This is a genomic window from Aminobacter ciceronei, assembly GCF_014138625.1.
GTDB lineage: Bacteria > Pseudomonadota > Alphaproteobacteria > Rhizobiales > Rhizobiaceae > Aminobacter > Aminobacter ciceronei.
Map to the genome: position 1 here is coordinate 1 of NZ_JACJHY010000042.1, position 18299 is coordinate 18299.

At 63.3% G+C, this 18299-nt stretch carries 14 protein-coding genes, 1 tRNA gene and 1 pseudogene; 9 read left to right on the forward strand and 7 right to left on the reverse strand.

What is annotated here, in order from left to right; translation table 11 throughout:
- Positions 1-145: 145 nt before the first annotated feature.
- Positions 146-421 (reverse strand): CtrA inhibitor SciP, encoded by a 276-nt coding sequence (sciP, locus tag HNQ95_RS29160; protein WP_013529904.1) that lies wholly within the window; start codon positions 419-421, stop codon positions 146-148.
- A 268-nt stretch (positions 422-689) separates the two neighbouring features.
- Between sciP and mnmA the strand changes: the two genes are divergently transcribed.
- Both mnmA and HNQ95_RS29170 read left to right on the forward strand, forming a co-directional pair.
- Positions 690-1880 (forward strand): tRNA 2-thiouridine(34) synthase MnmA, encoded by a 1191-nt coding sequence (gene mnmA / locus HNQ95_RS29165; protein ID WP_067959147.1) that lies wholly within the window; start codon positions 690-692, stop codon positions 1878-1880.
- Positions 1881-1891: 11 nt separating this feature from the next.
- Complete coding sequence (locus HNQ95_RS29170) at positions 1892-2266, forward strand: YkvA family protein (protein WP_154386842.1); 375 nt, start codon at positions 1892-1894, stop codon at positions 2264-2266.
- 138 nt (positions 2267-2404) lie between these two features.
- Here the strand turns inward: HNQ95_RS29170 and HNQ95_RS29175 are convergent, their stop codons facing one another.
- Complete coding sequence (locus HNQ95_RS29175; RefSeq protein ID WP_182575869.1) at positions 2405-3358, reverse strand: Gfo/Idh/MocA family protein; 954 nt, start codon at positions 3356-3358, stop codon at positions 2405-2407.
- 285 nt (positions 3359-3643) lie between these two features.
- Here HNQ95_RS29175 and HNQ95_RS29180 point away from each other — a divergent pair.
- Positions 3644-3720 (forward strand) — tRNA-Met (locus HNQ95_RS29180).
- Positions 3721-3888: 168 nt separating this feature from the next.
- Here HNQ95_RS29180 and HNQ95_RS29185 read toward each other — a convergent pair.
- Positions 3889-4818: a sugar phosphate isomerase/epimerase family protein gene (locus tag HNQ95_RS29185; RefSeq protein ID WP_182575868.1), complete on the reverse strand. Its 930-nt coding sequence runs from the start codon at positions 4816-4818 to the stop codon at positions 3889-3891.
- Between the two features lie 222 nt (positions 4819-5040).
- Between HNQ95_RS29185 and HNQ95_RS29190 the strand changes: the two genes are divergently transcribed.
- The 5 genes from HNQ95_RS29190 to ugpC all read left to right on the forward strand — a co-directional run bounded on the left by HNQ95_RS29190 (position 5041) and on the right by ugpC (position 9904).
- Positions 5041-5388 carry a hypothetical protein gene (locus tag HNQ95_RS29190; protein WP_154386845.1) on the forward strand — a complete coding sequence of 116 codons (348 nt, stop codon included), beginning with the start codon at positions 5041-5043 and terminating at the stop codon, positions 5386-5388.
- Between the two features lie 160 nt (positions 5389-5548).
- Positions 5549-6880 (forward strand): extracellular solute-binding protein, encoded by a 1332-nt coding sequence (locus HNQ95_RS29195; protein ID WP_182575867.1) that lies wholly within the window; start codon positions 5549-5551, stop codon positions 6878-6880.
- 76 nt (positions 6881-6956) lie between these two features.
- A complete protein-coding gene (locus HNQ95_RS29200) occupies positions 6957-7841 on the forward strand; it encodes a carbohydrate ABC transporter permease (RefSeq protein WP_067958858.1) in 885 nt (294 codons plus the stop codon).
- A gap of 14 nt (positions 7842-7855) precedes the next feature.
- On the forward strand, positions 7856-8752 hold the full coding sequence (gene ugpE, locus HNQ95_RS29205; RefSeq protein ID WP_067958855.1) for a sn-glycerol-3-phosphate ABC transporter permease UgpE: 897 nt from the start codon (positions 7856-7858) through the stop codon (positions 8750-8752).
- A 12-nt stretch (positions 8753-8764) separates the two neighbouring features.
- Entirely contained in the window at positions 8765-9904 is a 1140-nt protein-coding gene (gene ugpC, locus HNQ95_RS29210; RefSeq protein ID WP_182575866.1) for a sn-glycerol-3-phosphate ABC transporter ATP-binding protein UgpC, read from the forward strand.
- A gap of 181 nt (positions 9905-10085) precedes the next feature.
- Here ugpC and HNQ95_RS29215 read toward each other — a convergent pair whose 3' ends face one another.
- The 4 genes and pseudogenes from HNQ95_RS29215 to HNQ95_RS29230 form a co-directional block, all read right to left on the reverse strand.
- Positions 10086-11012, reverse strand: coding sequence for a LysR family transcriptional regulator (locus HNQ95_RS29215; RefSeq protein WP_182575865.1), 927 nt, complete (start codon positions 11010-11012; stop codon positions 10086-10088).
- A gap of 282 nt (positions 11013-11294) precedes the next feature.
- Positions 11295-12914, reverse strand: a complete 1620-nt coding sequence (locus HNQ95_RS29220) for a TadE/TadG family type IV pilus assembly protein (protein WP_246787040.1) — start codon at positions 12912-12914, stop codon at positions 11295-11297.
- A 97-nt stretch (positions 12915-13011) separates the two neighbouring features.
- A complete protein-coding gene (locus HNQ95_RS29225; RefSeq protein WP_182575872.1) occupies positions 13012-14634 on the reverse strand; it encodes a peptidoglycan D,D-transpeptidase FtsI family protein in 1623 nt (540 codons plus the stop codon).
- A 49-nt stretch (positions 14635-14683) separates the two neighbouring features.
- Positions 14684-17123 (reverse strand): annotated as a pseudogene (locus HNQ95_RS29230) (penicillin-binding protein 1A).
- 205 nt (positions 17124-17328) lie between these two features.
- Between HNQ95_RS29230 and HNQ95_RS29235 the strand changes: the two are divergent.
- Positions 17329-18210 (forward strand): LysR family transcriptional regulator, encoded by an 882-nt coding sequence (locus HNQ95_RS29235; protein WP_067958837.1) that lies wholly within the window; start codon positions 17329-17331, stop codon positions 18208-18210.
- Positions 18211-18299 lie beyond the last annotated feature (89 nt).

Genomic DNA, 18299 nt, shown 5'->3' on the forward strand with positions numbered 1-18299 from the left:
TCTCAAGTGCGGTTTGTTCAGGGCCGGCTCGCTTCAACATCACCCACTGAATCACAAACCCCCAACTCTCGCCAGGGGTTTGTCAGCAGTCTGAAGGGTGCGGCAAGCCGCACCCTTTTCTGTTGGTTGGCCGCAACGGCCGGTGTCAGTGGCGGTATTGCTGGATGCGCGTGGTGCGCAGGCCGGCAAGGCCGTATTCGTCAATGGAAGCCTGCCAGGACAGGAACTCCTCGGTCGTCAACTTGTAGCGTTGGCACGCTTCGTCAAGACTGAGCAGTCCTCCCCTGACCGCGGCGACCACTTCCGCCTTGCGGCGGATAACCCACCGGCGCGTGTTGGTCGGGGGCAGATCGGCAATCGTAAGCGGGCTGCCGTCCGGCCCGATAACATATTTGACACGCGGTCTAACCAGATCGGTCATCGTACTCTCTACTAAAAACTCAAAGACCCAATCACCTGTCACACTAGCGCCACAGCTTTAAAAATTGCCTAAGCGTACACTAAGAGCTAAGTAACGAACGTGAACAGAACGTTAGACTCTCAATCCGCAATTTAACCACCTGCCCAGTTGGCTGGTTTCTCGCCGAAAAAGGTGGGCCAGCGCGCTCCGGGTGGCACTGCGATGAGGCTTGACCTATATTGCAGCCATTGGCATGCAGCCGACCTATAGACAGCGGAACGCAATCCCGATGAACAGCCTGGACCTGCCCGGACGCCCCGAAGACACCCGCGTGGTTGTTGCCATGTCGGGCGGTGTCGATTCTTCAGTCGTGGCCGGCCTGCTGAAACAGGAAGGCTATGACGTCGTCGGCGTCACGCTGCAGCTCTACGACCATGGTGCCGCAACCCACCGCGCTGGCTCCTGCTGCGCCGGTCAGGACATCGCCGACGCTCGCCGCGTCTCCGAGACGCTCGGCATTCCACATTACGTGCTCGACTATGAAGAGCGCTTCCGCAAGGCCGTCATCGACCCCTTCGCCGAAAGCTATGTCGCGGGCGAGACGCCGATCCCCTGCGTTTCGTGCAACCAGACGGTCAAGTTCGCCGACCTGCTCGCCACCGCGCGCGAGCTCGGCGCCGATGCGCTCGCCACCGGCCACTACATCCGCTCCAAGCAGAACGGTGCCCACCGCTCCCTGTACCGCCCCGTCGACGCCGATCGCGACCAGAGCTATTTCCTGTTCGCCACCACCCAGGAGCAGATCGACTATCTGCGTTTTCCCCTTGGCGGCATGTCCAAGCCAGACGTGCGCGCCGCTGCCGAGCGCATGGGCCTGACGGTTGCCGCCAAGCAGGACAGCCAGGACATCTGCTTTGTGCCGCAGGGCAAATATTCCGACATCATCGCCAAGCTCAGACCTTCGGCCGCCAATCCCGGCGACATCGTCCATATCGACGGCCGTGTGCTTGGCCGCCATGAAGGCATCCTGCGCTATACCATCGGCCAGCGCCGCGGCATCGGCATCGCCTCGGGCGAGCCGCTCTACGTCGTCCATATCGACGCCGAGCGCGCGCGTGTCGTCGTCGGCCCGCGCGAGGCGCTGGAGACGCACAAGATCTTCCTGCGCGGCATGAATTGGCTCGGCGATGACGCCCTGTCGGCGGTGCCGGCCAGCGGCCTCGAGCTTTATGCCAAGGTGCGTTCGTCGCGTCCGCCCCGCCCCGTCGTGCTGCATCACAAGGACGGCACCACCTGGGTCGAACTCGTCGATGGCGAGTCGGGCATAGCACCGGGTCAGGCCTGCGTGCTCTATTCCGATGAAGGCAACGAAGCCCGCGTCTTCGGCGGCGGCTTCATCGAGCGTTCCGAGCGCCACGCCGACGCCGAGGCGATGCTGTCGCGGCTGGCGGCAACGCCGGGGTCGATCGCGGCAGAATAACCGCCACTTCGATGCTGGAAGCGGCCAAGCGCTGGGCCCGACTTCTGAAGCGCGACGTCGTGGCGCTGTACCTGGCAGCGCGCAGCCCGCTGACGCCGTGGCTTGCCCGCGTGGCTGCTGCCTGCGTCGCAGCCTACGCGCTGAGCCCCATCGACCTCATTCCCGATTTTGTACCGGTGCTCGGTTATCTCGATGACCTGCTGATCGTGCCCCTGGGCATCTGGGTGGTGATCCGCATGATCCCGGCCGAGCTGATGGCAGGCTTCCGCGCCCAGGCGGCCGAAATCACAGCCAAGCCGCGCAGCATGGCTGGTCTGGTGTTCATCATTGCTGTGTGGCTGGCCGTCCTGGCTCTCGCGGGATGGTGGGTGCTGCGAAGGGAGTAAGGGAGTAAGGGAGTAAGGGAGTAAGGGAGTAAGGGAGTAAGGGAGTAAGGGAGTAAGGGAGTAAGGGACGGAGCAGACGTCGCCAACGGCGGGCAAGCCCTTTTTCCCCTACTCCCTTACTCCCTTATTCCCCTATCCTCAGTCGTGCGTGACAGTACCTGCCCTGAGAATCCTGAGCACGCCGAGCGCTTCCTCGGCACCGGTGCGCGGCTCTTGGCGCGTCTGGATGCAGTGGATGAAGTGCTCGAGCTCGCGCGTCAGCGGCATGGCGTTCTCGATCGGAATGTAGGTCGGCTCGTTCATCGTCGACGTCCACTGCCCCTCGTCCTGCCAAACGGCGTGGCGATAGAGCGCCAGTTTGCGCTCCTGCGGCTCGACGTCGTCGAACACCGCCATGCCCTTGGTGCCGACGACGGTCAGCCGCCGCTCGCGGTAAGGGTTGAGCCGCGAGGCGAACAGGTGCCCGCGCAGGCCGTTGGGGAAGCGCATGTGCAGATGGGCGAAATCGCTGAGGTGGTTGAGCACGGCAGCCCCCTCGCCGCGCACCTCGATCGGCGCCGTGCCGGTGATCGCCAGGATCATCGACAGGTCGTGAGGGGCCAGATCCCACAACGCGTCGTTCTCGGCGTGGAATTTGCCAAGGCCGAGGCGGTGCGAATGGATGTAGCCGACATCGCCGAGCTCGCCCTTGTCGACAAGCGCCTTGAGCCCTTCGAAGGCCGGGTGAAAACGCAGCACGTGGCCAGTCATGAAGACGCGGCCATTGTCGCGCGCGGCCTTCACGGCGCGCTCGGCATCAGGCACGGTTAGCGCGATCGGCTTTTCGACCAGCACGTCCTTGCCGGCCGAGACGGCACGCACGGCAAAGTCGGCGTGGAACTGCGGCGGCAACGCCATGACGATCGCATCAACATCGTCGCGGGCGAACAATTCGTCTGGGGTCAGCGCGATGCAGCCATGTTCGCCGGCAAAGCGTTCGGCCCGCGCCGAATCGACGTCGGAAACGGCATGGAGGGCGCCAAGCGACTTCAGGGTGCGGATGTGGTTACCGCCCCAATAGCCGCATCCAAGGACTGCAATACGCGGTTTCATCAGGCTCTTTCCAAGGAGAATTACGCCGGCAGACATAGTCCCGGCACCTCGCCAACTCAACCCCGCGTGTTGCGCCATAAGCGCCCGGCGCGTCCGCGAAGGCGGTGGAATGGCGCTTTCCGCGAGCTGCCCAAGGGTCAGCCGATGCGTCAGACATTTATCCTGAAACGCCCGATCTCACTGCTTGACAGGCTCGCCATCGAGACATTATATCCGCCCAACCTTGGCGAACGCATCGACGCCTGCCTCTCACAGAGACAGTGATTTCGGGCCTTCTCCAACCCTGGCGGGATAGCTCAGTTGGTTAGAGCACGGGAATCATAATCCTGGGGTCGGTGGTTCGAATCCACTTCCCGCTACCACTTCCTCACCTCAAGACAGCATGCAGCCGGCGTAGCAGATGCCGCTTTCGGGGTTCGTCCCCACGAGCGCTCGTCGTTGTTGAGGCATTTTGCTGCCTGCCAGACGCGCCTCATTGACGCGCGGCGCCGGGAAGCTCGGCGCCGCAGAGATGGATGTTGGACGCTCGATCAGGCGGCGCGGGCCTGACCGATGACCTGGGCCTTGTCGGCCAGCGCCTTGGTCGCATCGACGGTTTCCTGAGCGGCGTACCAGTAGCGTTGCTTGAGCTCGATATTGAACAGCACGCCCTCCGGGAAGCTGCATTCGGCCATCAGCGTTTCCCAGGGGATGTCGCCCCAACCGACCGGCAGGTGCAGGTCGCCATGGCCGTAGGCGAGGCGCTCACCCTCGGTAAACATCCAGATGTCGTCCTGGCGGCCGAAGCTGTCATGCATGTGGAGATGGCGGGCATACGGCGCCAGCGCCTTGATCTCCCCGACGAAATCATCGCGGCGGCCGTCGAAGTCGAGCTTGAGATAGGCGTGGCTGAAGTCGAGGGTCGCGACGACATTGGGGTGGGCGATGGCCTCCAGTTCGCGGGCGAGGCGCGACGGCGACGAAGCATGGATCTTGCCGTCATAGCCTGCAAACAGCGTCTCGACGCAGAGAAAAAGGCCGTGCTGGCGGGCTATCTCGCCAGCCTTGGCCAGCCATTCGCGCTGGCGGCCATAGGCGGCCTCGATGCCATGGCCCTGCTGCAGCGGTGTCAGGCCGGAGTGCATGACATAGTTTTCGGCGCCGACCTCAGCCGCTATTTCAAGCGAGGCCTCGAGCACCTCGAGGTGGCGCGGCAAGCGAAATACCTCGTCCATGAAGTTGATCGCCAGCGGGCCATGTACCGAGAAGCCGACGTCGCGGCCGGCAGTGGCGCGCTTCAGCGCCTCGAGCTGCGGCCTGCGGATCCTGCCACCGACCACGAGGTCCATGTCATATGTGGGCAGCTCGATCGACTCGACGCCCAAGGCTTCAATCATGTCGAGCTCGTCGCTGAAGTCGGAAAGGTCGTCGGCGCGCTTGTGCGCTGAAATGCCGGTGCCGGCGGTGCCATTGGCAAGCATGGTCTGTTCCTAGTCTTGGAGAATGGCGGGGCATCGCCCCTCGGGTGAAAACCGTGGGCAGACTGGCCCGGCTACGTGTCAGCCGTTTTGCGTGAGCGTGACGCTTTGCTGACAGTGCACGGGCGCCATCGGCCATGGACATTGGCCGGCAAATGTCATTGAATCGTCATCGCAACGTCATGAACGGGTACCGCGATACGACGCTTCCTGCAGGTGCTGTTGATGCTGTCGGCCGCGTTTCCGCCGATGTCGGCCGCTCTCGCGGGCGAGCTCAGTTCGGGCGAAATCCGCAGCGAACTCGTCGGCCGTTCGATCTCGTGGTGGGAACAGGGCGGCTGGTTCAGTGGACAGATGATGCTTTTGCCCGACGGCCGCGCCGAGATCAGCATCGATGCGCCGAAGCGGGCCGGCGATAGCGGCCGCTGGATGGTGCGCGGCGACCAGCTCTGTACCGTCTGGGGCGATTTCCGCTCCGGCCAGGAGAAATGCTACTCGCTCCAGCGCGGCGCGGCCGGCCGCTTCGAGACCAGCGGCGGCAACGTCTTCGAAGTCAGGGAAGCCGGCGTCTGACAGACTGCGTTCTTGGATGAGAGCAGCTGCGCGGCCGCCATTCCACGCTGTCGTTGATTGTCGTCATTCTGTCACCGGATCAAGACGTGCCTGTCATCCCGTCAGGGTACGGGCTGCAGCGAGCATTGTGCTCGCACCAGCTTCCTGAGGGAGACGACGGATGAAACGACTGTTCCTGCTTGCAACTGCGGCAAGCGCCATTGCGACGGCCGCCGGTGCGGCCGAGCGCACCAAATTCGATTTCTGGTACGGCCTGACCGGCGACCTCGGTGAGGTCGTAGCCAAGCACTGCCAGCTGTTCAATGAATCGCAGGACAAGTACGAGGCGGTCTGCACCGGTCAGGGCGGCTACGACAAGGCCGAGCAGAACACGATCGCCGCTTATCGCGCCAAGCAGCAGCCGACGATCGTCCAGATCTATGACGCCGGTACCGTCAACTTCATGCTGTCGGGCGCCATCTATCCGGCCAATAAGTTTACCGAGGAGCACAAGCTCGACATCGACTGGAAGGGCTATTTCCCCGGCATCGCCAACTATTATGCCACCTCCGGCGGCGACATGTGGTCGTTCCCCTACAATTCGTCGACGGCCGTGTTCTACTGGAACAAGGATGCCTGGGCGAAGATCAACAAGACCAGCGCCCCCCAGACCTGGGCCGAGCTCGGCGAGGACCTCAAGGCCATGAAGGCCGCCGGTGTCGAGTGTGGCTTCGCCTTCGACTTCGACACCTGGATGAACCTCGAGCAGTTCTCCGCCACCAACAACCTCCCCGTTGCCTCGATGGACAACGGTTACGGCGGCCTCGGCGCCGAGCTGGTCTTCAACAAGACCGCCTTCGTCGACCACATGAAGGACTTCAAGATCTGGCTCGACGCCGGCTACGCCAAGATCCAGACCACCCAGGTGGGCAAGAACCTTGTGCAATCCTTCGCCGACGGCAGCTGCGCCTCGACAATCACCTCGATCGCCAACCACGGCACGGTCAAGAACACCCAGGTCGCCGGTCTCAACTGGGACGTGGCGATGCTGCCGGTGATCGACACCACCAAGCGCACCAACTCGCTGGTCGGCGGCGCCTCGCTGTGGCTGATGCAGGGCAAGACGGATAAGGAATACGAAGCTGCCGCCGCATTCCTGAAATATGTGACGGCTGCCGACACCGGCGAGAAGTACATCGCCGAGAACACCGGCTACATCCCTGTTACCACCAAGGGATTCGACCTGCTCAAGCAGGAAGGCTTCTACAGCGACCCCAAGCATACCGGCCGTGAGGTCGCCATCGCCTCGCTGACCGCTTCCGACGTCGGCCCGCTGTCGCGCGGCATTCGCCTCGGCAACTTCACCTCGATCCGCGCCGAAGTCCGCGCCGAACTCGAGGCCGCCTTCACCGGCCAGAAGGACATGCAGACGGCCATCGACGCGGCCGTCGAACGCGGCAACCAGATCCTGCGCCGCTACGAGCAGACCTACAAGGGCGCTGCCCTGCCCTGATCCTCAGGCTCGGGACCAGTCGGGCGCCGCTCTCCGCGGCGCCCATTTTTCAGCATAGCGGACCGGGAGACGTTGCTTGGAAAAGCGCGCCACTTTCTCCAACCTGTGGCTGGCGGCAGCCTTCATCGCGCCGCAGATGCTGCTCATCTTCGTCTTCTTCTACTGGCCTTCGGGCGAGGCGCTCTACTGGGCGGTCACACTCGAGCCGCCATTCGGCGGCAGCAACGACTGGGTCGGCCTGCTCAATTTCCAGACCGTCTTCGCCGATCCCAAATATTGGAGCTCGGTGCGGATATCGCTCGCCTTTGCCGGCATAGCCACCGCGCTGTCGTTGGTCATCGCCGTTATCCTCGCGCTGTTCGTCGACAGACGGTTGCCCGGACACCAGGTCTACAAGTTCACCTTCTTCCTGCCCTACGCGCTGGCAGCACCCGCCGTCGGCCTTGCCTTCCGCTTCATCTTCTCGCCGGATGCGGGCTTCGTCTCGGCCATCAACCGGGTCTTTCCCGACATCTGGAATCCGGCGCTCGATGGCTATGACGCCTTTGCCCTGATTGTCTTTGCCCAGAGCTGGAAGATGGTCGGCTACAACTTCATTTTCTTCCTGGCTGCACTCCAGTCGATACCGCGCTCGGTGATCGAGGCTTGCGCCATGGACGGCGCCGGCGTGATGCGCCGTATGCGCGACGTGCAATTGCCGCTGATCGCGCCGACGCTGTTCTTCCTGATCGTCATCAACATCACCGACAGCTTCGTCGACAGCTTCGGCATCGTCGACATCACCACCGGCGGCGGCCCGGCCCGCGCGACCGACCTGATGGTCTACAAGATCTATGCCGACGGCTTTCAGGGCAAGGACTACTCGCTCGCTGCCGCCCAGTCGATCGTGCTGATGCTGCTGGTCATCGCCCTCACAGTCATCCAGTTCCGCTACGTCGAGCGGCGCATCCACTACAGCTGACCGGAGCGCCAACCGTGATCGAACGTACTCCCATCCTCGACTTCGCCACCCACGCGCTGCTGATCTTCAGCCTGGTCGCACTGCTGATCCCGCTGTGGATCGTGTTCGTGGCGGCGAGCCACGACTTTCACACCGTCAACCAGGTGCCGATGCCGCTCTGGCCCGGCGGCCACCTGTTCGAGAATCTGTCCGCCGCCTGGGAGCGGGGTAACTTCGACCGGGTGATGCTGAATTCGCTGATCGTCGCAGGCGGCGTCACCATCGGCAAGATCTCCATCTCGGCGATCTCGGCCTTCTCGATCGTCTACTTCAACTACCGCCTGCGCATGGTTTTCTTCTGGCTGATCTTCATCACACTGATGCTGCCGCTGGAGGTGCGCATCGTGCCGACCTACGCGGTTGCAGCCGATGCGCTGAGGCCGTTCCAGTCGATGCTCGATTTCGTCGGCATCAGCGTCAATCTGCCGGAGTGGAACCTGCTCAACTCCTATTCGGGTCTGATCCTGCCGCTGATTGCCACCGCCACCGGCACGTTCCTCTACCGCCAGTTCTTCCTCACCGTGCCCGACGAGTTGACCGAAGCCGCCAAGATGGACGGCGCAGGCCCGGTACGCTTCTTCTTCGAGGTGCTGTTGCCACTGTCGCGAACCAACATGGCAGCGCTCGCCACCATCATGTTCGTGTGGTCTTGGAACCAATATCTCTGGCCGCTGCTCGTCGTCACCGACCACCAGAACTACGCCACCGCCACCATGCAGTTGCAGAAGGTCGTGCCCGGTCCGTTGTTTGGCGAGCCGCCGGTCTGGAACATCGCCATGGCGGCCAACCTGATCGTCCTGGCCCCGCCGGTGCTGGTGACCATTCTTCTGCAGCGCTGGTTCGTGCGCGGCCTCATCCAGACCGACAAGTAAGGAGACCAGACCATGGCCCAGATCGCCATTCGCGGCGTGCGCAAGACCTACGGCAAGAACGAGGTCGTGCACGGCATCGACCTAGACATCTCCAGCGGAGAGCTGGTCGTCATCCTCGGCCCGTCCGGTTGCGGCAAGTCCACGCTGCTGCGTATGGTCGCCGGACTTGAAGCGATCTCCGACGGGGACATCTCGATCGCGGGCAAGATCGTCAACAAGCTCGAGCCGCGCGAACGCGGCTGCGCCATGGTGTTCCAGAACTACGCGCTCTATCCGCACATGACGGTCGCTGACAACATCGGCTACGCGCTCAAGATCGCCGGTATCTCGAAGACCGACCGCCGCGAGCGTGTGAAGGCGGTGGCGACATCGCTCGGCCTTGGCGAGTTCCTTGACCGCAAGCCGGGCCAGCTGTCCGGTGGCCAGCGCCAGCGCGTGGCCATGGGCCGGGCGATGATCCGCGAACCCAAGGTGTTCCTCTACGACGAACCGCTGTCGAACCTTGACGCGCGGCTGCGCGTGGCGATGCGCGTCGAGATCCGCAAGCTGCACCAGCGCCTGGGCGCAACCACCCTGTTCGTCACCCACGACCAGATCGAGGCGATGACCTTGGCCGACCGCATCGTTGTCATGAACAAGGGCGTCATCGAGCAGGTCGGCGCGCCTGTGGAAATCTACCAGCGCCCGGCGACAACCTATGTCGCCGGCTTCATCGGCACGCCCGGTCTCAACCTGCTGCCCGGCACCATCGATCCGGCCAAGGGCATCGTCACGCTCGAGGACGGGCAGGAACTGGCCTATGACCGTGGCCGCTGGCCCGCGGCGGTTCCTGGGCCGATCACCGCCGGCTTCCGCGCCGAGGCAGTGGAACTCGGCTCGGGCGGACTGTCGGGAACCTACGAATTCTCGGAAGAACTCGGCGCCGCCCAACTGGTCCACGGTACGGTGGCGAAGTCGATCGTCATCGCCCACATCGTCGGCAGCAGCCGGCGCAAGGCGGGAGAGCCGCTGTCGTTCCGGGTCGCGCCGCAGCATCTCCAGCTGTTTGACCAGCGCAGCGGCCGCCGGTTGAGCGGCGAAAAGTGCCCTGAAGTTTCGCTGGACGCCGCGTCCGACATCGTTGCCGAGCGACCGATGCTGATGCCCGCCTGACAGGTGAGAACGACGAAGCCATTGAGCCCAAGCCATTGGCTTGACTTGTGCCTCTGTGAGGCCGGCCCCGCCCCCTCTCGCCAGGCCTTTTTTTGCTTGGACTTACGGATGCGCGTATCCAACTTCCGCTACCGGTTCCTCACTTTGAGACGGCATGCGGCCGGCGAAGCAGACCTTCCTGCTAGCCCGTCATCTGCTGGATGATCCATTTCCTGAAGGCGATCACGCCTGGGCTTCGCCTTTGTGCCGGCGACGTCACCAGGTGGTACTGCAGGTCCGACGGGATGATCTCGTCGAAGCATTTGACCAACCGCCCCGCGGCGAGGTCGTCGGCGACAAGCGAGGACCGTACCAACGCCAGCCCAGCATCCTGCCGGCACGCCGCGATCATGTCGGAGAATGTCGGGAAGCTCGGCCCGGCCTGAAAATCGAACGGTCCCTCCACGCCGTCGACAGCAGGAAACTGCTCCTTCCCGTCGTAGATCTGCCCATGCCAGCGCTCCCAATCCAGCACCGTGTGCCGGGCGCCTTCATAGCGCAGCAAGGGTGCCGCGCGCAGTGCCTGGCGACTGGGCAGAGCCCTGGCAACGGCCGGTGACGAGACGGCGAATTCGTAGTCCTCGGTAAGGCGGAAGGCTTCGGTGCCCGGCAGTGTCCCCGCCAGCCAGATCGCAACGCCGATTTTGTCGATGTCGAAGCGGGCGCGCCGGTATTCGATGGTCACGCTGACGTCGATCTCTGGGTGGGCGACGCAGAAGCCGCCGAGCCGCGGCTGCAACCACTGGCTGGCGAATTCCGGTGTCGTCGAGATGCTGAGCTGTTCGCTCCGGAGGCTCGGGCGCGCCGTCTCCAGCACCGCCTCCAGCGCCGACAGCGCCGCGACGATATCAGGTATCGCCTTGTCGGCCAGGACTGTCAGTTCGACACCCTTCCTGCTGCGCACGAACAGCGGCGTGCCCAGCCAGGCTTCGAGCTGCGCGATCTGATGGCTGATGGCCGTCTGGGTCAGCCCGAGCTCCTCGCCCGCTTTGGTGAAGCTGCGTGTGCGCGCCACCGCTGCCATGGCGCGGAGCGTCTGCAGCGGCGGCAGGCGGGAGCCCTGTTGCATGAAATTCCTTCATGTCAAGAGTGACGGTACTTCATTGTACCCGACGCATGGCGGCATGCAAATCGTGGAGAGCTATGAAACAGCTGCCGGTCGTTTCTATGAAGAAAATCTCTGATACAGTCAGGCGCGTGTTGCGGCGCTTTCGCCGCCATGGTCGCCCGTCTTCACTCCCGAGTTATCTCCAGCGCGATACAGGCCAGCCGCACAAGCCTGATCGGCCACGCCATTGGGCCGACTTTCTCTAACGCCCGACGGCTTGTCCCATCGCATGATCGAGCAGTCTCAATGGGTGATCAGCAGCGGCGAGATCGAGTTCGCGATGGTCTGGAACGCCGCCTTCAGCTCGGCGATGTTCTTGGTCGGGAAGTAGTAGCCCGGACCCGTCGCGCAGGTGCTGTAGAGATCGCGATTGGCCGGGGTGTCGGCACCCAGCACCACCGTGTAGACGACGACATCCTGCTTCTTCAAATCGGCACAAACGGTCTTCGTCGCCTCGTTGACCTTGCTGAGCGCACCGCTACGACTGGTCGAGCCCATGCGCCCCGTGTCGAGGTAACTGTAGGCGCCGTAGTCCGACTTGTTGATGGCTTCCGAAGACGCGCCGAAGACGTTGTTTTCGCCGTCGGTGAAGACGACGACAACCTTGGTGGTATCGGGCGCCTTGAAGGCATCGCCCTCGGTGAACGGCGCGCCCGGCGAAAGCACGCGATACCCCCAGGCGAGGCCCTCGGACACGTTGGTCCCCGAACCGTACCAGAAGTTCATGTTGTCGAGCTCGCCCTTGGTCTTCTTGACCGGATCGCCGCCAATCTTGGCGAGGTCCTCGGTCAACGGGACCACAGGCGTCGCGCAGCCATAATTCGGGCCGTTGGTGTCGTTCGGGGTTTCCTTGAGAATGGAACTGTCCCGAATTGTCTTGTCCCGATACTTGTCCCAGGATTGCTGCTTTGCGCGGTCGGTGTCATTCTTGCCGACCAACTTCTCGTTCAGATAGCTGTTGTTGTATTTGTTGCCATTGTTGCCGGTCTTGACGGCGTCGCCCGGCTCGTCGGGCGCAAAATAGGGCACGAACAAGGTTTCCGGAATGCTCAGGTCGGGCGGCGTGTCGTCAAGCGCATAGCTGCCACTGCGGGCTTCGACACAACCCTTCCATTCACCGGTCGGGCCGCTCTTCCAGTTGTCCTTCAGGTACTTGAAGAGCTTCCAATGGCCAATGCGATTCTTTGGGTCGTAGTTGTTGAAGTTCTTGCCGTTCCACGACTTGTCATCCAGCGGGATGAGCTCCCTGGTATCGATCCACGACTGACTGAAACCCTTGTCGCTCTTGATGTTCACGGCAGTCACGAACGGCACCAGTGCTGCCCGAATCTGGCGCTCAGGCCGGTCGGCCTTGACCTTCTGCAAGGTCCTGATGATCTCCTTGGAGCCCTCGATCAGCGCCGCCATGTTGGCCGCGCCCATCGAGCCGGTGTTGTCGAGCACCAGCGCGACTTCGAGCTTGGAATTCGATTCAAACGCATTGGCCGTGGCGGCGACGGCCGAGCTCTGTCCGAAGATGAAGGAGAAGTTCAACTTGATGTTGGAATCGGCGGTGGCGGTGGTCTTTATTTCGTTGACAGTCTGCTCAACGACGAGCTTGGCCTTGGCGTTGACCAGCGCCGGCTTGTTGGCAACGTTGGCGGCAAAGAAAGCGTCAAAGGTGGCCTGGCGAGTGCCGGTCTGATCGCTCAGTCGCGACGCCGCCAGCACCGCAGAATCGAGCGCGTTCTGCAGGTCCGATCTGGCCTTCATCAGATTGGCGATATCGAGCGCGAAGCCGACGGCGGCCAACAGCACAGGCAGCAAGATCGCGAACATCATCGCGAAATTACCGCTTCTCGACAGCCAGAAGCGTTTGAGCACGACAGCCTCCCCGAAATCCCGCAGAGGCTTTTGCATACAAACAATTTAAATTGAGTTTAGCGGATTTCATACAACCGCAAGATGGCCTGCATGGCACTCAGAGGTCTCCCGCAGCGTCAATTTCCTTGCCGTCACGATAGGCCACGCCAGTCCCCAAGGACTGCGGCTGCAAACCAAGCATCGGCAGGACGCGCCGGAGGATGGCGCCGCCAAGGGGAACGGCATTCCACCCTGAAGTCCTGAAGCCGTATGTCTCGGGCAGACCCTTGGGTTCATCCAGGATCGTCAGCAAAAGGTATCTCGGCTTGTCGGCCGGAACCACGGCCATGAGCGAGGTCATCACCAGGTCCTCGACGTATCGGCCGTTGACGACCTTCTCCGCCGTGCCCGTCTTGCCACCGACGAGATAGCCTGCGACGGCTCCGTTCCTGGCGGAACCGACCTCGGCGTTGTAGCGCAGCAGGTAACGCATGGCGTCCGCCGTGGCAGGCGAGACGAGCCCCGAGCCGACGACGCGGCCGGCGACCGGGGCGCCCTTGATGAAGGTCGGGGTGATCAGGCGGCCGCCATTGACCAGCGCTGCGATGCCCATGCTTGCCTGCAATGGCGTCACCGCAATGCCATGACCGAACGAGACGGTTGCCGTCGTCACATCGCTCCAGCTTCGCGGCAGGATCGGGGCGGCGCTCTCCGGCAGTTCGGTGCGCAGTCGCGACATCAGGCCGAAGCGCGTGAGGTAGGCCCGCTGCGCTTCACCGCCCAAGGTCATGGCAATCCTCGCCGTCGATATGTTTGAGGAGTAGATGAAGACCTCCGGGATGGTCAGCATGCGGTACTTGCCGCGATAATCGTGGATCATCTGCCGCCCGAACTGCAGCGGCTTGCGCGCATCGATGACCGACTTCAGCGTGAACTGTCCGGAATCGAGCGCCATCGCAGTTGTCAGCGCCTTGAATGTCGAGCCCATTTCGAACGCGCCGGCACTGATGCGGTTGAGCCGCTCGGGCTTCAGCGCATCGATGGGCACGTTGGGGTCGAAATCGGGAAACGAGGCCAGCGCCAGCACCTCGCCATTGTCGACGTCGAGCAGCAGGCCGGCACCTGCCTTGGCCTTGAAGCGTGCCATCGCCTTGAGGGTTTCGTCGGCAAGGGCGTGCTGGACGCGGACATCGATCGTCAGAGCTACCGGCTCCAGCTTCCTGGCATCGCCGGCCATGCCGGCGAGATTGAGCTCCTGCAGACCCTGACCGTCGATCCACTTCTCGATACCCGAGATGCCTATGTTGTCGAGATCGACTGCGCCGAGCACATGAGCGGCCAGCGGACCGTTGGGATAGATGCGACGCTTCTCCGGGCGGAGCCCGATGGCCGGAAGCCCGGCGTTCCACAGAGCCTGTTTCTGCGCCGGCGTTACCTGACGCTTGAGCCAGGCGAAGGCGGCATCGCTTTTCAGCCGCTGATGCAACTGGCGCGCATCGAGGTCTGGAAAGATGGCCACCAGTTTTTCGACTGTCTCGTCGACGTCGGGCACGTAACGCGGCTCGGCATAGACAGACGCGCTCGGCAGGTCGGTTGCCAAAAGCACGCCATTGCGGTCCAGGATCTGCGGCCTGGCATTGGCCACCCCCCTGAAGGCATAGGCCGGTCGCTCGTTGCCGGCCAGGCCAAGCTGCACCAGTCGTCCACCGATGGCTGCGAACAAGAGGGCAAACGCCGCCATGACAAGCCGGATGCGGCCTCCGGCATTTCTCGCGCCACGCCTCTGCATCTCAGTAGAGCCCGCCGGTGCTGTTGAGGAGCCTGTCGCGCAGCGCGGGCGAAATGCCGCCAATGGCAGGAACCGTCGTCGTGACGATGTCAGACGCTTCAAAACCGTCGATGACAGGGCAGTCGCCGATGCAGGGCGAGGTGCCAGGCTTGAAGGCTTTCACGAATCGAGTCCGGAGTGCCGGCAGCGACGCGCCTTCCCGTACGTCGGTCGACGCTTTCGAATGTCATCCCTTCGGGCACAGGAAACTCGGCAGCCAGCTTGCCCTCGAGGGCAACCTTCATGAAGTCGATGAAGACGGGTGCCGCCAGCCCACCGCCGGATTCGCCATATCCCATCGGCTTCGGCGTGTCGTAGCCCAGGAACACGCCGGTGACGACGTTGGGCGTGAAGCCGACGAACCAGACGTCCTTCTCGTCATTGGTGGTTCCGGTCTTGCCCGCGACCGGCACGCCGAGCGCCGATACGCTGGTTGCCGTGCCACGCTCGACAACGCCACGCATCATCGAGGTGATCTGGTAGGCAGTCATCGGGTCGAGCACGTGTTCGCTGACGTCACGCAGTTCAGGTTCCCGCTGGTCCTGCCATGCCTCGACATTGCAGGCGTCGCAGTCCCGGCCGTCGTGGCGGAAGATGGTCTTGCCGTGACGGTCCTGGACACGGTCGATCATCGACGGCTGCACCGATTTGCCGCCGTTGGCGATGACAGCATAGGCCGAAACCAGGCGCATCAGCGTGGTCTCGCCAGCACCGAGCGACATCGGCAGGTAGGGCTTGAGCTTGTCATAGATGCCGAAGCTCTGTCCGTATTGCGCCACCACATCCATGCCGACATGGCGCGCGAGACGCACCGTCATCAGGTTGCGGCTTCGTTCGAGCCCGGTGCGCAAGGTCGAGGGACCGCTGAAGCGGCCGTCATAGTTCTTCGGTCTCCAGACCCGCCCCGCACCATCGGGAAGTGCGATCGGCTGGTCCATCACCAGTGCTGCCGGCGTGTAGCCGATGTCGAGGGCCGCGGCATAGACGAAGGGCTTGAACGCCGATCCCGGCTGCCGATAGGCCTGCGTGGCGCGGTTGAACTCCGACTGGGCAAAGGAGAACCCGCCGACGCTCGCCAGCACCCGGCCGGTATGCGGATCCATCGAGACGAGCGCGCCCTGCACTTCCGGCACCTGCCGCAATACATAGCCGTCGTGCTGCTTCTCAACATAAACGACATCCCCGGCCGCAAGCGCGCCTGCCGATGTCTTGCCCGCCTTTGGGCGCCTCAGTGCCCAGCGCATCGAGTGGGTGCTGATGTGGGCGATTTCTCGCGCCTGCCGGCTGCCTGAAGCCTGGCGAAGGCCAATCCTGATGCCCTCGTCGGCCGCGCCGAGCACGACCGCCAGGCGCCATTCCGGCACGTCGGCCAGTGGCACGATGCCATCAAGTGCTTGTTGCCAATCGCCTTCGGTCGCGATGCGGGTCACCGGTCCGCGAAAGCCCCTGCCCTGATCATAGTTGACGAGACCGCGCCGCAGCGCTCTGACCGCTGCTGCCTGCAGCTTGGGATCGAGCGTCGTGCGCACGGCGAGGCCGGCGGTGTAGAGCGCAGCGTCGCCATATTGCTCGGCGATCTGTCTGCGCACCGCCTCGGTGAAGTAACTGGCATCAGCAACCAGCAGGTTCGGTGCGCGCGTCTTCGTACCGAGCGGCAAGGCCGCCGCAGCGCGCGCTTCATTCCGGTCGACAAATCCGTTGCGCAGCATCTGGCCGATCACCCAGTTGCGTCGTTCGACGGCTCGCTCGGCGTTGAGATAGGGATTGTAGTTGTTCGGCCCCTTGGGCAGCGCGGCAAGATAAGCCGCCTCCGCAACCGAAAGATCGCCGACCGGCTTGTCGAAATAGGTCAGTGCCGCCTCGGCGATGCCATAGGCGCCGAGCCCGAAATAGACGTCGTTGAAATAGAGCTCGAGGATCTCGTCCTTGGAAAAGGCGCGTTCGATGCGAACGGACAGAACCGCCTCGCGGACCTTGCGTTCCAGCGTGCGGTCCGAGGAGAGCAATAGATTCTTGGCGATCTGCTGGGTGATCGTCGATCCGCCGATCATGCGCTGACCAGAACCGAAGTTGGCCATGTTGGCCCAGACCGCGTTGACGAGCCCGGACATGTCGATGCCGGAATGGCTGTAGAAGCCCTTGTCTTCCGCCGACAGGAACGCCTGCCGGACACGATCGGGCACGGCGGCGATCGGCAGGAAAAGCCGCCGCTCGCGCGCATATTCCGCAAGCAATGCGCCATCATAGGCATAGACCCGGGTCATGACAGCCGGCTCCCAATCCGCCAGTTCGCGGTAGTCGGGCAGATCCCTGGTGATGTCGGCGACCAGCAAAGCCAGGCAGCAGGCGGCCGCAAGCCCGGTCAGGACGAGGAATGAGAACAGATGGCTGATGAATTTCATGATGGGCAGCTTGTCAGTTGGAAGCAGGCCCCAGGAAAATGGGCGAACGACTACAGCTCACAGGCTCCACCCCAGCCCGCGAACAGGTCATAACCTGCAGGTTTTGTTCGATAACGGCCGCAACCTGGCAAAATCCCGTGACCTCGACAAACACTCAATATTTTGGTTACCCATGAGAAAAATATGGGCATAGGACCAAAACCACGTGGAAACGTCGCAATTGCCGCTGAACGCGCTGCGAGCCTTCGAGGCTTCGGCGCGCCATTGCAGCTTCACCCGGGCCGGCATGGAGCTGTTCGTGTCGCAGACCGCAGTCAGCCATCACGTGAAGTCGCTCGAGGACCTGCTCGGGGTGAAACTGTTCCGTCGGCTGCCGAGGGGACTGGCGCTGACCGACGAGGGCGCGGCCCTGGCGCCTGTGCTGACAGACGCCTTCCGGCGCGTCACCGCGACGATGAGCCGGTTCGAGGAGGGGCACTTCCACGAAGTGGTGACTGTCGGCGTGGTCGCGACCTTCGCCGTCGGCTGGCTGATGGAACGACTGCCGGCGTTCCACCAGGCGCACCCCTATCTCGACCTCAGGATCATGACCAACAACAACCGTGTCGACCTCGCCGGCGACGGTCTCGACCTGGCGATCCGCTTTGGCGACGGCTCATGGCGTGGAACCGAGGCGATGCAGCTGATTGCCTCGCCATTGTCGCCGGTCTGCTCGCCCGTGATGGCGGCGCGGCTGACACAGCCGGCGGACCTCGCGCGCGTCGAACTGTTGCGCTCCTATCGCGCCGACGAATGGACGCGCTGGTTCGAGGCGGCAGGTGCGCCGCAGCCGGTGTTGCGCGGTATGATGTTCGATTCGTCGCTGGCCCTTGCCGAGGCTGCTGCCCGCGGCGTCGGCGTAGCCCTGGTGCCGATCAACATGTTCGAGCGCAATCTCGACGACGGCCGCCTCGTCCAGCCGTTCGAGACGACGGTTTCAACCGGCGACTACTGGCTCACCCGGTTGAAATCCCACCCGGTGACAGCTGGAATGCAGGCCTTCGAGAACTGGTTGCTGCAGCAGTTCGGCGCTCCGGGCGCAGCCTGACCCTTACCCCGAGGCAGCGGCCAGCTGCCGCCGGAGCAACAAAAAAGCGGCGCAGCGACCCGCCAGGAGCGCCGCGCCTGCGGTGCCCA

Coding starts and splice junctions, on each gene's coding strand:
- sciP (WP_013529904.1), bottom strand. CDS start 421: ATGACCGATCTGGTTAGACCGCGTGTCAAATATGTTATCGGGCCGGAC.
- mnmA (WP_067959147.1), top strand. CDS start 690: ATGAACAGCCTGGACCTGCCCGGACGCCCCGAAGACACCCGCGTGGTT.
- HNQ95_RS29170 (WP_154386842.1), top strand. CDS start 1,892: ATGCTGGAAGCGGCCAAGCGCTGGGCCCGACTTCTGAAGCGCGACGTC.
- HNQ95_RS29175 (WP_182575869.1), bottom strand. CDS start 3,358: ATGAAACCGCGTATTGCAGTCCTTGGATGCGGCTATTGGGGCGGTAAC.
- HNQ95_RS29185 (WP_182575868.1), bottom strand. CDS start 4,818: ATGCTTGCCAATGGCACCGCCGGCACCGGCATTTCAGCGCACAAGCGC.
- HNQ95_RS29190 (WP_154386845.1), top strand. CDS start 5,041: ATGCTGTCGGCCGCGTTTCCGCCGATGTCGGCCGCTCTCGCGGGCGAG.
- HNQ95_RS29195 (WP_182575867.1), top strand. CDS start 5,549: ATGAAACGACTGTTCCTGCTTGCAACTGCGGCAAGCGCCATTGCGACG.
- ugpC (WP_182575866.1), top strand. CDS start 8,765: ATGGCCCAGATCGCCATTCGCGGCGTGCGCAAGACCTACGGCAAGAAC.
- HNQ95_RS29215 (WP_182575865.1), bottom strand. CDS start 11,012: ATGCAACAGGGCTCCCGCCTGCCGCCGCTGCAGACGCTCCGCGCCATG.
- HNQ95_RS29225 (WP_182575872.1), bottom strand. CDS start 14,634: ATGGCGGCGTTTGCCCTCTTGTTCGCAGCCATCGGTGGACGACTGGTG.